This is a genomic window from Protofrankia sp. CiP3 (genome assembly GCF_917627345.1).
Lineage (GTDB): Bacteria > Actinomycetota > Actinomycetes > Frankiales > Frankiaceae > Protofrankia.
Window position 1 is genome coordinate 4,076 of sequence record NZ_CAKJTM010000049.1, and the last position, 12,488, is coordinate 16,563.

General features: G+C 70.7%; 15 protein-coding genes and 1 tRNA gene. 15 read left to right on the top strand and 1 reads right to left on the bottom strand.

Annotated elements, in window-relative coordinates; all coding sequences use genetic code 11:
* Nucleotides 1-90 precede the first annotated feature (90 nt).
* Nucleotides 91-163: transfer RNA gene (locus MJ797_RS16445), tRNA-Asn, on the bottom strand.
* Between the two features lie 305 nt (nt 164-468).
* Between MJ797_RS16445 and MJ797_RS16450 the strand changes: the two genes are divergently transcribed.
* The 15 genes from MJ797_RS16450 to nusB all read left to right on the top strand — a co-directional run bounded on the left by MJ797_RS16450 (nt 469) and on the right by nusB (nt 12,442).
* Nucleotides 469-765: a hypothetical protein gene (locus MJ797_RS16450; RefSeq protein ID WP_239335786.1), complete on the top strand. Its 297-nt coding sequence runs from the start codon at nt 469-471 to the stop codon at nt 763-765.
* A gap of 384 nt (nt 766-1,149) precedes the next feature.
* The gene (locus MJ797_RS16455; RefSeq protein ID WP_239335788.1) at nt 1,150-2,124 is read left to right on the top strand and encodes an MHYT domain-containing protein; all 975 of its coding nucleotides are present in this window, start codon (nt 1,150-1,152) and stop codon (nt 2,122-2,124) included.
* 62 nt (nt 2,125-2,186) lie between these two features.
* The gene (locus tag MJ797_RS16460) at nt 2,187-3,593 is read left to right on the top strand and encodes a replication-associated recombination protein A (protein ID WP_239335790.1); all 1,407 of its coding nucleotides are present in this window, start codon (nt 2,187-2,189) and stop codon (nt 3,591-3,593) included.
* A 108-nt stretch (nt 3,594-3,701) separates the two neighbouring features.
* A complete protein-coding gene (locus MJ797_RS16465) occupies nt 3,702-4,238 on the top strand; it encodes a DUF948 domain-containing protein (RefSeq protein WP_239335792.1) in 537 nt (178 codons plus the stop codon).
* Complete coding sequence (locus MJ797_RS16470; RefSeq protein ID WP_239335794.1) at nt 4,238-4,495, top strand: DUF6167 family protein; 258 nt, start codon at nt 4,238-4,240, stop codon at nt 4,493-4,495. Before MJ797_RS16465 ends, MJ797_RS16470 begins: the two co-directional genes overlap by 1 nt.
* Before the next feature lie 39 nt (nt 4,496-4,534).
* Nucleotides 4,535-5,086 (top strand): Holliday junction resolvase RuvX, encoded by a 552-nt coding sequence (ruvX, locus tag MJ797_RS16475; RefSeq protein WP_239335796.1) that lies wholly within the window; start codon nt 4,535-4,537, stop codon nt 5,084-5,086.
* Entirely contained in the window at nt 5,083-6,252 is a 1,170-nt protein-coding gene (gene mltG / locus MJ797_RS16480; protein ID WP_239335798.1) for an endolytic transglycosylase MltG, read from the top strand. The genes ruvX and mltG overlap by 4 nt, the downstream gene beginning before the upstream one ends.
* On the top strand, nt 6,249-7,274 hold the full coding sequence (locus MJ797_RS16485; protein ID WP_308128330.1) for a shikimate dehydrogenase: 1,026 nt from the start codon (nt 6,249-6,251) through the stop codon (nt 7,272-7,274). Before mltG ends, MJ797_RS16485 begins: the two co-directional genes overlap by 4 nt.
* The gene (locus MJ797_RS16490; RefSeq protein WP_239335800.1) at nt 7,271-7,936 is read left to right on the top strand and encodes a prepilin peptidase; all 666 of its coding nucleotides are present in this window, start codon (nt 7,271-7,273) and stop codon (nt 7,934-7,936) included. Before MJ797_RS16485 ends, MJ797_RS16490 begins: the two co-directional genes overlap by 4 nt.
* A gap of 61 nt (nt 7,937-7,997) precedes the next feature.
* Nucleotides 7,998-9,215, top strand: coding sequence for a chorismate synthase (gene aroC, locus MJ797_RS16495; RefSeq protein WP_239335801.1), 1,218 nt, complete (start codon nt 7,998-8,000; stop codon nt 9,213-9,215).
* Entirely contained in the window at nt 9,212-9,742 is a 531-nt protein-coding gene (locus MJ797_RS16500) for a shikimate kinase (RefSeq protein ID WP_239335802.1), read from the top strand. Before aroC ends, MJ797_RS16500 begins: the two co-directional genes overlap by 4 nt.
* Nucleotides 9,739-10,917, top strand: coding sequence for a 3-dehydroquinate synthase (gene aroB / locus MJ797_RS16505; protein WP_239335803.1), 1,179 nt, complete (start codon nt 9,739-9,741; stop codon nt 10,915-10,917). The genes MJ797_RS16500 and aroB overlap by 4 nt, the downstream gene beginning before the upstream one ends.
* A 10-nt stretch (nt 10,918-10,927) precedes the next feature.
* On the top strand, nt 10,928-11,371 hold the full coding sequence (gene aroQ, locus MJ797_RS16510; protein ID WP_374582394.1) for a type II 3-dehydroquinate dehydratase: 444 nt from the start codon (nt 10,928-10,930) through the stop codon (nt 11,369-11,371).
* 103 nt (nt 11,372-11,474) lie between these two features.
* Entirely contained in the window at nt 11,475-12,038 is a 564-nt protein-coding gene (gene efp / locus MJ797_RS16515) for an elongation factor P (RefSeq protein WP_239335804.1), read from the top strand.
* Nucleotides 12,035-12,442: a transcription antitermination factor NusB gene (nusB, locus tag MJ797_RS16520; protein WP_370651575.1), complete on the top strand. Its 408-nt coding sequence runs from the start codon at nt 12,035-12,037 to the stop codon at nt 12,440-12,442. The genes efp and nusB overlap by 4 nt, the downstream gene beginning before the upstream one ends.
* Nucleotides 12,443-12,488: the final 46 nt, after the last annotated feature.

Genomic DNA, 12,488 nt, shown 5'->3' on the forward strand with positions numbered 1-12,488 from the left:
CGATGCGGTGAGGTGCGTGCCCCAGCCCCGCGACGCCGCGTCCCCTATTGCCGGTCGCTCTAAAGCTGAAGGCCCTGACCTGGGGTTCTGCTCCCGCGACAGGACTCGAACCTGTAACCTGCCGGTTAACAGCCGGACGCTCTGCCAATTGAGCTACGCGGGACCGCGATGCCTCGGACCAGGATCCTGAGCACCTGACTTGGCAAGGGTACCTGAGGTTCGAGCGGGCCGTTCGGCGGGGTAGTAATCCCGAGGCCGGTCGGGGCAGGGCGCTGGTCAGCGGCGGCAGCAAGGCAACAGGCCCAGCGTCCAGCGGCAGCGGCGGTCCAGCGTCGTCCACCCGGCCGAAGGAGACATGGTCACGCCGCTGCCGCGGCGCGGGAGGCCCCGCCAGCCCACCTGGCCGCGGGAGGTGCGATCATGCTGCTTCCGCATCTTTTCAGGCCCTTGGAACCAGCGGGAGGCACCATGTACGTCAGGCCCGGTTTCGTCGTCGGTCTCGGTCTCGGCTACCTGCTGGGCGCACGTGCGGGCCGGGAACGCTATGACCTGATCATGCGTCAGGCGCGGTCGCTCCGGGAGCGTCCAGAGGTACAGAGCGCGGCAGGTGTCGTCTCGGCGCGGGCCGGCGGGCTCGTTGACAAGGTCCGCCAGGCGGTGGGCGGTGTCACGGGCCGAGGCAGCCACCCGGCGGCGACCGGTGCCTTTGCCGGTACGGTCGGAGCGCACAGCGCGAACGGCTCCGGCGCGGTCCATACCTCCTGACCCGCATATCTCAGCCGGGCGGTCCTCGCCGCCCCGCGACCGGCGCGCGGGCAGTGCTGAGCTGAGCCAGCCCGCCGGCCGCGGTCCGGCTGGATTTCTCGCGCGCGGTCGCGGTACGTACTACCGTGGTTTCGCCGGAGCTCGCTGGTCTTGTCCGTCACTACCCGGTCACCTGGAGCCATAAAACGTGGCCATGCAACTCCGGGCGTATCTTTTCGTGGCAACGCACTGCGCCACGTGTGTCCATTGTTCATCTGACATCGCCGCGCTGGCGGTTGCCTGCCGCCTGTGACACAGCCGCCTGAGACATGGCCGACTGTGATGACGTTCATAGTTTGATGTGCTAGACATAAATTGTTTGTCAGCCTCGGCGAGGGGAACGTCATGGATCTTACGACGGCAACACGCCACGCGGCCGACTATGATCTGCTTTTCGTCGGTGTGTCCGTCGCGCTGGCAACGGTGGGGTCGTTCGCCGCGCTGGTCAGCGCGTTACGTATTCCTCTGAGCGGGGCTGCCACCCGGCTGCGCTGGGTCCTGTCAGCAGCTTTGTCGCTTGGCGGCGGCGCAATCTGGGCGATGCACTTCATGGGTATGGTCGCATATCACATCGACGGGATGGACATCACGTACGACATAGGCCTCACCGCGCTGTCGCTTGTTATCGCGGTGGCGGTATCGGGAATCGGCCTGGTGGTTGTCGGAACGAATCCCCGCAGCGTGGCGCGTCTTGGGGCCGGCGGGCTCATTGCCGGTCTCGGCGTCGCTGCGATGCACTACACAGGCATGGCCGCGATGCGGACCGGCGGCACCGTCACGTATGACACGAAGCTTGTCGCGATCTCGGTCGTCATAGCCGTGCTCGCGGCGCTGGCCGCGCTGTGGATCACCTTTCGGGTACGTAGCCGCAGCCACGTGTTGGTCGCGTCGCTGGTGATGGCCGCCGCCGTCTGCGGGATGCACTACACGGGCATGGCCGCCACCCGGGTCACAGGCATATCCGGGGCGTCCGAGCCGAGTGGTGGCGTTGATCCGATCACCTTGAGCCTCGTCGTGTGCGTCCTGACCTTCTCCATCCTGGCGCTGGTCATCTTCGCGGCCCTGGGCGGGGTCAGCGAGACAGACGTCTTCACCCGCGCGGCTCATGCCCACGACCAGACGGCCAACCTCGGCGGGAGGCCCGATATGAGCGGGGGGAAGCCCGGCATGGCAGCCGGCTCGGGTGCGTTCGGGCCGGCGGCACCGGCCGGACGGGCCGCACCGGTCCTGACCATCGCGGCCCAGGGCGCGGACGTGTTCGGCCAGGCCGGCGACCCCGGGCGCCAGGGACGCCGGCGCGGTCATGCCACGCGGCGGTAGGAACGCGGGTCCAGGAGCAACCGGCGGCCGGACGTCCGTACGGGCGGTCATACGGTAGGTCGGTGAACCTGTTCGATGCCGGGCTCGAGCGGGCCCTCGCGACGTCGGGCCCGCTCGCGGCCCGGCTGCGGCCCCGCACGCTCGACGACGTTGTCGGGCAGCGGCACCTGCTCGCGGCGGGCAGCCCGCTGCGGCGGCTGGTGGAGGGCGGCGGTACCACCTCGGTCCTGCTGTGGGGGCCGCCTGGTACCGGCAAGACAACCCTGGCCCACGTCATAGCGGGTTCAGGTCAACGTCGTTTCCGTGAGCTGTCGGCTGTCACGGCCGGTGTGAAGGATGTGCGGGCGGCGATCGACGAGGCGCGTGACACGCTCGCGGTTTCCGGAGCGCGCACGGTGTTGTTCATCGACGAGGTGCACCGTTTCACCAGGACCCAGCAGGACGCGCTGCTGCCCGCGGTGGAGAACGGCCTGGTCACGCTCGTCGCGGCCACCACCGAGAATCCGTTTTTCGCGGTGGTGGCACCGTTGCTGTCCCGGTCGCTGCTGCTCACGCTGGAGCCGCTCACCGACGACGACATCCGCACTCTGATCAGCCGGGCGCTCGCGGACCCTCGCGGCTACGGCGGCCGGCTGGCGTTGGACGACGACGCGGTCGATCATGTTCTGCGCTTGGCCGGCGGCGATGCCCGGCGTGCCCTGACCGCGTTACAGGCCGCCGGTGACGCGGTGGTCGGGACAGCCGGAGCGGATGCGCCGGCGCGTGTTGATCTCGCGACCGTTGAACAGGCCGTGAACCGGGCCGCGGTCCGCTATGACCGGGCCGGTGACCAGCACTATGACGTGGCAAGCGCGTTCATCAAGTCCATCCGCGGCGGGGACGCCGACGCCGCCCTGCACTATCTGGCCCGGATGCTGGAAGCGGGGGAGGACCCTCGCTTCGTCGCCCGGAGAATGATCATATTGGCCAGCGAAGACGTCGGGCTCGCTGAGCCTGGCGCGCTGGGCGTGGCGGTGGCGGCGGCACAGGCCCTGGAGCTGGTAGGCCTGCCTGAGGCGCGGCTCGCGCTGGCCCAGGCGGTGATCCATCTCGCGCTGGCGCCGAAGTCCAACGCGGTGATCCGGGCCGTTGACGCGGCCATCGCCGATGTCCGGGCGGGGCGTGCCGGTCCCGTGCCGACTCATCTCCGCGACGCGCACTACCCGGGCGCGGGCCGGCTCGGCCATGGTGGGGGCTACCGGTACCCCCACGACCACCCGGGCGGCGTGGTCGGCCAGCAGTATGCGCCTGACCCGCTGGTGGGCCGCGACTACTACCAGCCGGGCGCGAACGGGTTCGAGTCGCGTGCCTCGCAGCGGCTGGCGTTCCTGCGCGCCACTCTGCGGGGTGCCGGTCATCCGACCGGCGCCCACGGCGATGTGGACGAGCCGGCAGGGGCGAGTGGCCACGAAGCCGGTCGCGCTCGGTAGGGTCGCTCCAGGAACGCCGGTTTGGAGCCGACCGAAAAATAGGCCGGGTTACGGCAAAAGGCAAAATATGGCCGGGTTACGGCCCATGACAGCGGAGGCGGAGCGCACATGTCCGGTGGTGCGATCGCGGGACTGATCGCGGCGGGGGCGTTCTCCGTGCTCGTCCTGTTCGGCTGCTACGTGTTGTTCAAGCTTGGGAAGATCTTCGACGAGGCGGCCGCGCGGGTTCGCCAGACCGGGTTTGCCATCGACGAGGGCACCGCGCGCGTCCGGCAGGCGGGCACAACCGTGGATGAGGTGAACCTTGCTCTCAGCCACGTGAACAAGGAACTTGACCGGGTCGACGCCATCACGGCGAATGTGCAGTCGATCTCGACGAACATCTCCTCGCTCACGTCGTTGTTCGCGGCGACACTCGGTGGTCCGATCGTCCGGGTCGCGGCCTTCACCTACGGGGTCCGGCGGGCAGCCGCCAAGCGGAGCCGCGCGGACATCGAGTCGCGGGTGACCGCGGAGATCAGGGCCGACCGCGCGTCCCGGCGGACCGCCCGGCGGGCTGACGCGACCGGCGGCCAGACACCCGGCGCGCAGGTAACCGGGGTGGCTGGTGCGCAGGTGGCTGCTGCCGAGAGCAGGAGCGCGTAATGCCCCGGATGTTCTACATCGCCCTCGGCGCGGCCGTCGGTGTTGTCACCGTCCGGCGGGCCGCCCGCGCGGTGTCCACGCTCACCCCACAGCACCTGGCCGGTTCTTTCGCGCAGTCGGTGCGGGAGTTCGTGACGGACGTCCAGGAGGGCATGGCGGAGCGGGAGGTTGAGCTTCGCCACGCTCTTGGGATTGGCGATGACGACGGCGTCGACGCCCCGGCGGCCCCGGACGCCCCGGATGCCCGCCTCCGCTGACCCCACCGGCCTCCAGCCCCGGAGGTCCGGGGGCGTCCGGTGACCCGCCGGACGGGCGTGTGGGTGGGCGTGGACGTGGGCACCGTACGGGTGGGAATCGCCGCCAGTGATCCTGACGCGAGGCTCGCCTTCCCGGTGACGACCTTACGGCGCGATCCCCGAACACACCGCGATCTTGATGAGCTTGCAATTATTATTCGGGATCGTCGGGCGGTGGAGGTCGTCGTGGGCCTGCCGGCGCGGTTGTCCGGTGCTGAGGGGCCAGCGGCGCGCCAGGCGCGAGCCTATGCCGATCTTCTCGCGGCGCGGGTGGCCCCTGTCCCGGTACGGCTCGCCGACGAGCGGATGACCACGGTCGTGGCCCACCGCCGGATGGCTGAACGTGGCATGCGTGCCCGAGCTCGTCGTGGAGTCGTTGATCAGGAGGCAGCGGTGCAGATCCTGCAGTCCGTGCTGGACGCCCCTCCGGACGGAGGTACCGCGGACGCCATATCCCCACCATCTGCTGGCCCATTGGTGGACGATGGCGCTATGCGCGCACCCCAACGCCCTGCGAGACCGAGGTCGGACCGTTCCGCGGACAACACGTGATCAGCGACGACCTCGACGAGCTGCTGGGCGACGCGCAGAACGGCGGTGCGCCCAACGGCGTCGGGTCGAACAACCGTCGCCGCGGCAGGCGTAACCGGGCCGGCCGGCGACGACCTACCGCCGTTCCGAAGCTTATCGCGATCCTGGTCGTTGTAGCCGGAATGCTCGGTGGCGGAATTTACGGCGCGGGGAAGGTGATCGGGCGCATCGCGAAGGGCGAGTCGGCCGCTGACTACGCCGGACCAGGTGACGGCTCGGTCATCATCCAGATCCAGGCCGGGTCGACCGCCCGTGATATCGCGCGGGTGCTGGCATCGGCGGATGTCGTGCGGACCCCGGCAGCCTTCGTCAACGCGGCCGCGGCCGATGAGCGCTCACGGTCGATCCAGCCCGGTTTCTACAAGGTCAAGCAGCGGCTGCGCGCGGTCGACGCGCTCACCGCGCTGCTCGATGCCAGGTCACACGCGCTGTTCCGGCTCACCATCGCCGAGGGCATGACCACCCGGCAGGTGCTCACGGCACTCGCGGACCGTACCGGCCAGCCGCTTTCGGCCCTGGAGGCCATCGTGAAGAACCCGGGCGAGCTCCAGCTCCCGCCGTATGCCAGCGGGGTTGAGGGCTATCTGTACCCGTTCACCTACGACCTGCAGCCAGGCGCGTCCCTGGCGGTCACCGTCAAGATGTTCGTCGACCGTTTCAAGGCGGAGACCGCGTCGCTCGACATCCCGGCCGGCGCGGCCGCGCTGGGCCGTACTCCGCAGGACATCATTACCGTCGCGTCCATCATCGAGCGTGAGGTGAAAAACCCCGATGAGGGGCCGAAGGTCGCGCGGGTCATCTACAACCGGCTCGCCGACACCTCCGGTGCCTTCCGCCGCCTGGATCTCGACTCGACCACCCGGTACGCGCTCGACGAGTACGAGGGCCCGCTGACGCAGGGGCAGCTGAACGCCAACAACCCCTACAACACCCGTAAGGTGGCCGGCCTGCCTCCCGGTGCCATCGCCAACCCCGGCAGATGGGCGCTGGAGTCCGCGCTGCATCCGGCCGCGGGGCCGTGGATGTACTTCGTGTCGCTGCCGAAGTCGAATGTGACGATTTTCGCCACCACGGACAAGGAGTGGCAGGAGGCGCTCACCCGCTACCGTTCCGAGGGCGGGTCGTGACCCGTCGGCGGGCCGCCGTCCTTGGCATGCCGGTTACTCATTCGCTGTCACCGGTTATGCACGCGGCCGCTTATGCCGAGCTCGGGCTCGACTGGGACTACCCGGCCGTCGAGTGTGACGAGGGCGCGCTGGCGCAGGCGCTCCACCGGGTGCGGACGGAGCCGGGCTGGGTGGGCCTGTCGCTCACCATGCCGCTGAAGACGGCCGTCCTGGCGCTGCTCGACACGCTCGACGCCACCGCGGCGCTTCTCGGCGCGGCCAACACCGTCGTCGTCCGCCAGGACCCAGCCGGTACCGCGGTCGCCGGCGCACCGGTGCGGCTGGACGGGTTCAACACCGATGTCATGGGCATCGCCCACGCCGTCACCCAGGTTCTCGGTGACGGGGCGGCGCCGAGCAGCCCCCTGATCCTCGGTGCGGGGGGGACCGCTCGGGCCGCCCTCGGCGCGTTGGCCCGGCTCGGTGCCACCCGGGTGGACCTGGTCGCCCGCCGGCCGGCGGCGGCGGCGCCCCTGGTCGACCTCGGTGGCGCGCTCGGGCTTGGCGTCACGGTCCACCGGTGGGGGCTGCCGGGCTCGGGTGCCCGCACGCGTCCGGGCGGGCTGGGTTCGCTCGCGGACGCCGACATCGTCCTTGCGACCACTCCGGCCGGCGCGACCGATGACCTGGCCCAGCGGGCGTGGCCCTCCTCGACGGCGCTGGTCGAGCTGCTGTACCACCCGTGGCCCACCCGGCTGGCCGCCCGTGCGCAGGCCGCCGGAGCGGCGTTGGCCGGTGGCCTGGTCGTGCTCGCGGCCCAGGCGGTCGGGCAGGTTCGGCTCTTCACCGGGGCCGAGGTGGAGGTGGGCCTGCTCCTCGACGCGGGCCGGCGGGCGCTGGCGGCGCGGTCGGCGCCATCTTCGCTGCCGCCCGCTATGCAGGCATCGGCATCGGCATCGGCATCGGCATCGGTGTCGGTGTCGGTGTCGGTGTCGGTGTCGGCATCGGTGTCGGCCGCGCCCGGCGGCGGGCCGCCCCCGTGAACGTGCTGGGAACCGCGTCCAGCATAGTGATCGTCCTTGCCGCGCTGTGTGTCGTCCCGGCGCTTCCCGCGTTGGTGGGCGCCTTCGATCCGGTCGACGGTGAGCGGATCCGGACACCGGTGCCCACCGGCTGGGCGCTGGGCGTGCTCACCGGCGTGGTGGTCGCCGCGTTCGCGGTCGCATTGGATGATCATGTCAGTTGGCTGCCGGCATACGCCTATCTGGGGGTGACGGGAGTGCTGCTTGCCGTCATCGACGTCAGGGTTCATCGGCTGCCTGACGCGATCACCCTGCCGTCCTATCCGATCCTGGCCGCGCTGTTCGGGCTCGCGGCCGTCGTGGACGGGGACCTGGGACGATGGTGGCGCGGCCTCCTCGCCGCCGCGGTCGTGTCCGTGGTGTCCGCGGGGCTGTGGGCGTTGCCCGGCGCCGGCCTGGGGTTCGGCGACGTGAAGCTGTCCGGCCTGCTCGGCGGCGCCCTCGGGTGGCTTGGCGCCTCGGCCGTCCTCACCGGGTTCGTGGTGGGGATGACGCTGGCCGGGATGTGGGCGCTGCTCCTGCTGGTGACCAGGCGCGCCAGCCTGAGCGCGCGCATCGCGTACGGGCCGTTCCTGCTCGCGGGCGCCTTCGTCGCGATCGTCGGTTGGCCCGCACGTCCATGACCAGCCTGCCCGCCATGACCGGCCCGCCGTCGATGGCCGGCCCGCATGGAAGACTGGGTGCATGCTGCGCTGGTTGACTGCTGGGGAGTCGCACGGCCCGGCCCTGGTGGCAACCATCGAGGGGCTGCCGGCCGGTATAGGGGTATCCAGCGCTCAGATCGCCGACGAGCTCGCCCGCCGCCGGCTCGGTCACGGCCGCGGCGCACGGATGAGCTTTGAGCGTGACGAGGTCGAGCTGCTGGGGGGAGTGCGCCACGGCCGCACCCTGGGCGGCCCGGTCAGCGTCGTCGTCCGCAACACCGAGTGGCCCAGGTGGCGTCAGGTCATGGCGCCGGATCCGATCGACAGCGCGGAGCTGGCGGGGCTGGCCCGAAACGCTCCGCTGACCCGTCCGCGCCCTGGTCACGCGGATCTTGCCGGGATGCAGAAGTACGGGTTCGCCGACGCCCGGCCCGTGCTCGAGCGGGCCAGCGCCCGGGAGACCGCGGCGCGCGTCGCCCTCGGGACCGTCGCGAAGGCCCTGCTCCGCCAGGCGTACGGCATTGAGGTCGTCTCCCACGTGGTGGCGATCGGCGGGGTGGCGGTACCGCCCGGCTCACCAGCACCACAGCCGATGACCATGGACGTGGTGGACGCCGACCCGGTCCGCTGCGCCGACCCGGCGACAAGCCTGCGGATGGTCGCCGAGATCGACGCCGCCCGCCAGGATGCCGACACCCTCGGTGGGATCGTCGAGGTCCTGGCCTACGGCTGTCCACCGGGGCTGGGCAGCTACGTCCACGGTGATCGTCGCCTCGACGCCCGGATCGCCGGTGAGCTCATGGGCATCCAGGCGATTAAGGGGGTGGAGTTCGGTGACGGTTTCGCCACGGCCCGGCGGCGGGGGTCGCAGGCCCACGACGAGATCGAACGGCTGCCCGCCGACGGGACGCCGGGCGGGCCGTATCGGGTGCGCCGGGCCAGCGACCGTGCCGGCGGCATCGAGGGCGGGATGACCACCGGCGAGCCGCTGCGGGTCCGGGCGGCCATGAAGCCGATCTCGACGTTGTCCCGGCCGCTGGCCACGATCGACGTCGCCACCGGGGAACAGGCGGTCGCGATCGCGCAGCGTTCGGATGTGTGCGCGGTACCCGCGGCGGGGGTCGTCGCCGAGGCCATGGTCGCGCTCGTGCTCGCCGACGCGGCGGTGGAGAAGTTCGGTGGCGACTCGGTGGCGGAGTCCCGGCGCAACTGTGAGATGTACGTGCAGTCGCTGGTCATCAGGTCGGAGCCGGTATGATCGTCGCTGTCGAGGGCGGACGGCGGCCGCTCGTGGTGCTGGTGGGCCCGCCCGGCTCCGGGAAGACCACGGTGGGGCAGCTGCTCGCGCGGCGGCTCGGTACGAGCTTCCGTGACACGGACACGGATGTGGAGCTGCGGGCCGGGATGCCGGTTGCCGACATCTTCGTCGAGCGCGGTGAGGAGGCGTTCCGTGCGCTGGAACGGGATGCGGTTGCGCGCGCTCTGACCGAACATGACGGCGTCCTCGCACTGGGCGGTGGCGCGGTGCTGGACGCGGCGACGCGGGCGTCGCTACGCGGCCAGCTGGTCGTCCACCTCGACGTCGGGGTCAGCGACGCGGTGGCGCGGGTGGGGCTCGCCCGGGACCGCCCGCTGCTGGTCGAGGCGCCGCGTACCAGGATCGCGGCGATGCTGCGGGCACGCGCGCCGCTGTACGCCGAAGTCGCGGCCGCGGTGGTGGACACCGCGGGCCGCACACCCGAGGAGGTAGTCGAGTTGGTCGAACAGTCGGTGGTCAGGCCGTGACGGTGGCGCCGGTAACCCGGCTGGAGGTCGCTCCGGACGGCGTGCGGCCGTACGAGGTCGTCGTCGGTGAGGGCCTGCTCGGCGACCTCGCCGATCTGGTGGCCGGGCGGACCCGGGCCGCGGTGATCCATCCGCGCGCGCTGCGGGCGACCGCGGACGCCGTGGTCGCGGACCTGCGGGCGACGGCCACGGTCGAGGCCCACGCGATCGAGGTCCCGGACGGCGAGGAGGCCAAGAAGCTACGCATCGCCGGCTTCTGCTGGGACGTCCTCGGCCAGGTCGGTTTCACCCGTGACGATGTCGTCATCGGCCTCGGCGGTGGAGCCGCGACCGACCTCGCCGGCTTCGTGGCCGCGTCCTGGCTGCGTGGCGTCGATGTCGTGCAGGTGCCGACCACCGTCCTGGCGATGGTGGACGCGGCGATCGGCGGCAAGACCGGGATCGACATCGATGCCGGCAAGAATCTCGTCGGCGCCTTCCATCACCCCCTGGCCGTGTTGTGTGACCTCGCCACCCTCGCGACCCTGCCGGCGAGCGAGCACGCCTCGGGGCTCGCGGAGGTGGTGAAGGCGGGCTTCATCGCGGACCCGGTCATCCTCGATCTGCTTGACGAGGACCCCACGGGCCGGCGCCATCAGCGTGAGCTGCTGGAGCGGTCGATCAGGGTCAAGGCGGGCGTCGTGTCGGCCGATCCGCAGGAGGCCGGCCGGCGGGAGATCCTCAATTACGGGCACACCCTGGGGCATGCCATCGAGAAGGTCGAGGGCTTCAGCTGGCGCCACGGTGCCGCGGTGTCCGTCGGGATGGTCTTCGCCGCTTCCCTGAGCCGGCTCGCGGCGGGCCTGGACGATGCCACCGCTGACCGGCACCGCGACCTGCTCGAACGCATCGGCCTGCCCACGACCTACCGGGCGGACCGCTGGGCGGATCTGCTGGACGCGATGCGGGTGGACAAGAAGAGCCGCGGCCGCCGGCTGCGCTTCGTCGTCCTCGACGCGCTGGCCTGCCCGCGGGTGCTCGACGATCCGGACCCGGCGCTGGTGGTGGCCGCCTTCTCGGAGGTCGCCCGGGAGCTGTCGGAGCTGTCGGCCTCGTCCGGCGCGGGTGGTGGGGCCGGCGGCCCGGCCGTCGATGCTCCGGTGATCGCCGGCCCGGCTCTGGGAGTCCGGTCGTGAAGGTCCCATCGTGCGGGTGATGGTGCTCAGCGGCGCGAACCTCGGCCGGCTGGGCCGGCGGGAACCGGCGGTGTACGGCAGCCGCACCTATGACGATCTTGTCGCTGCCTGTCAGGAGCAGGCTGCGGAACTGGGCCTGACGGTGGACTGCCGGCAGACCGACGACGAGGCCACGATGCTCGCCTGGCTGCACGAGGCCGCGGACACTGAGGCAGCGGTGGTACTGAACCCGGGGGCATGGTCGCATTACTCCTACGCGCTGCGCGACGCCGCCGCCGAGGTCCGGGGACCGCTGGTAGAGGTGCACCTGAGCCAGACCCATGCCCGGGAGGCATTCCGGCACCACAGCGTGATCAGCGCGGTGGCGGCCGGGACCATCACCGGGCTGGGCTTCGACTCGTACCTGCTCGCGTTGCGGGCGATCGCCGCCCGCCGGCCGCGCGACGGCGCCTGATACCTCGGCTGGCGGGCGGCTGTTCGGTATGGCTATAGACTCTCCCGAGATCCCCGTCAGTCGAACGGACCAACCTGCTGGTCCGGCTGGAGAGTTGCGCGCAGTGGCGACCACGAATGACCTGAAGAACGGCATGACACTCGACCTCGACGGCACCTTGTGGAGCGTCGTCGGGTTCCAGCACGTCAAGCCCGGGAAGGGCGGGGCGTTTGTCCGGACGACGCTGAAGAACGTCCTGACGGGCAAGGTTGTCGACCGTACGTTCAACGCCGGTGTGAAGGTGGAGCTGGCGACCGTCGACCGGCGGGAGATGAGCTTCCTCTACCGCGACGGCGCGGACTTCGTCTTCATGGACAGCGAGTCGTTCGACCAGCTGCCCGTTCCGCCCGACGTCGTCGGCGATGCCGCGAACTACATGCTGGAGAACACCACGGCGACGGTGGCGCTGCACGACGGCGCGCCCCTGTACGTGGAGCTCCCGGCGAGTGTCGAGCTGATCATTTCGGAGACCGAGCCGGGGGTGCAGGGCGACCGCTCCACCGGTGGTAACAAGCCCGCGACGCTGGAGACCGGTGCCACCGTCCAGGTCCCCTTGTTCATCACCACCGGTGAGAAGGTCAAGGTCGACACCAGGGACGGCCGTTATCTCGGCCGGGTGACGAGCTGAGCGCCCGGTCGAAGGCTCGCAAGCGCGCTCTCGACATCCTCTACGAGGCCGACATGCGCGGGAACAGCTTCACCGACACGCTTGCCGAGCGTCTCGCGCAGGCCGATCCGCCGGTGCCGGAATACACCGTCAGCCTGGTCCAAGGTGTTGTCGAGCGCCTCGCCGACATCGACGGGATGCTGTCCGACCATGCCCAGGAGTGGACGCTTGAGCGGATGCCGCCGGTCGATCGCAACATCCTGCGGATCGGCGCTCTGGAACTGCTCTGGCGCGAGGACATCCCCGACGGGGTGGCCATCGACGAAGCGGTCGAACTCGCCAAAACGATCTCGACGGAACACTCGCCCGCGTTCGTCAACGGCCTGCTGGCACGGCTTCTTGATCTCAAGAGCGCCCGGCAGTAGGGGATTGGATCAAGGAGCGGGGCTGGGGTGCGTGCCCCAGCCCGGT

Bases quoted from the DNA above. Each gene is read 5' to 3' on its own strand.
- MJ797_RS16465 (WP_239335792.1), top strand. From the start codon at position 3,702: ATGTCCGGTGGTGCGATCGCGGGACTGATCGCGGCGGGGGCGTTCTCC.
- MJ797_RS16455 (WP_239335788.1), top strand. From the start codon at position 1,150: ATGGATCTTACGACGGCAACACGCCACGCGGCCGACTATGATCTGCTT.
- MJ797_RS16470 (WP_239335794.1), top strand. From the start codon at position 4,238: ATGCCCCGGATGTTCTACATCGCCCTCGGCGCGGCCGTCGGTGTTGTC.
- aroC (WP_239335801.1), top strand. From the start codon at position 7,998: ATGCTGCGCTGGTTGACTGCTGGGGAGTCGCACGGCCCGGCCCTGGTG.
- MJ797_RS16450 (WP_239335786.1), top strand. From the start codon at position 469: ATGTACGTCAGGCCCGGTTTCGTCGTCGGTCTCGGTCTCGGCTACCTG.
- MJ797_RS16500 (WP_239335802.1), top strand. From the start codon at position 9,212: ATGATCGTCGCTGTCGAGGGCGGACGGCGGCCGCTCGTGGTGCTGGTG.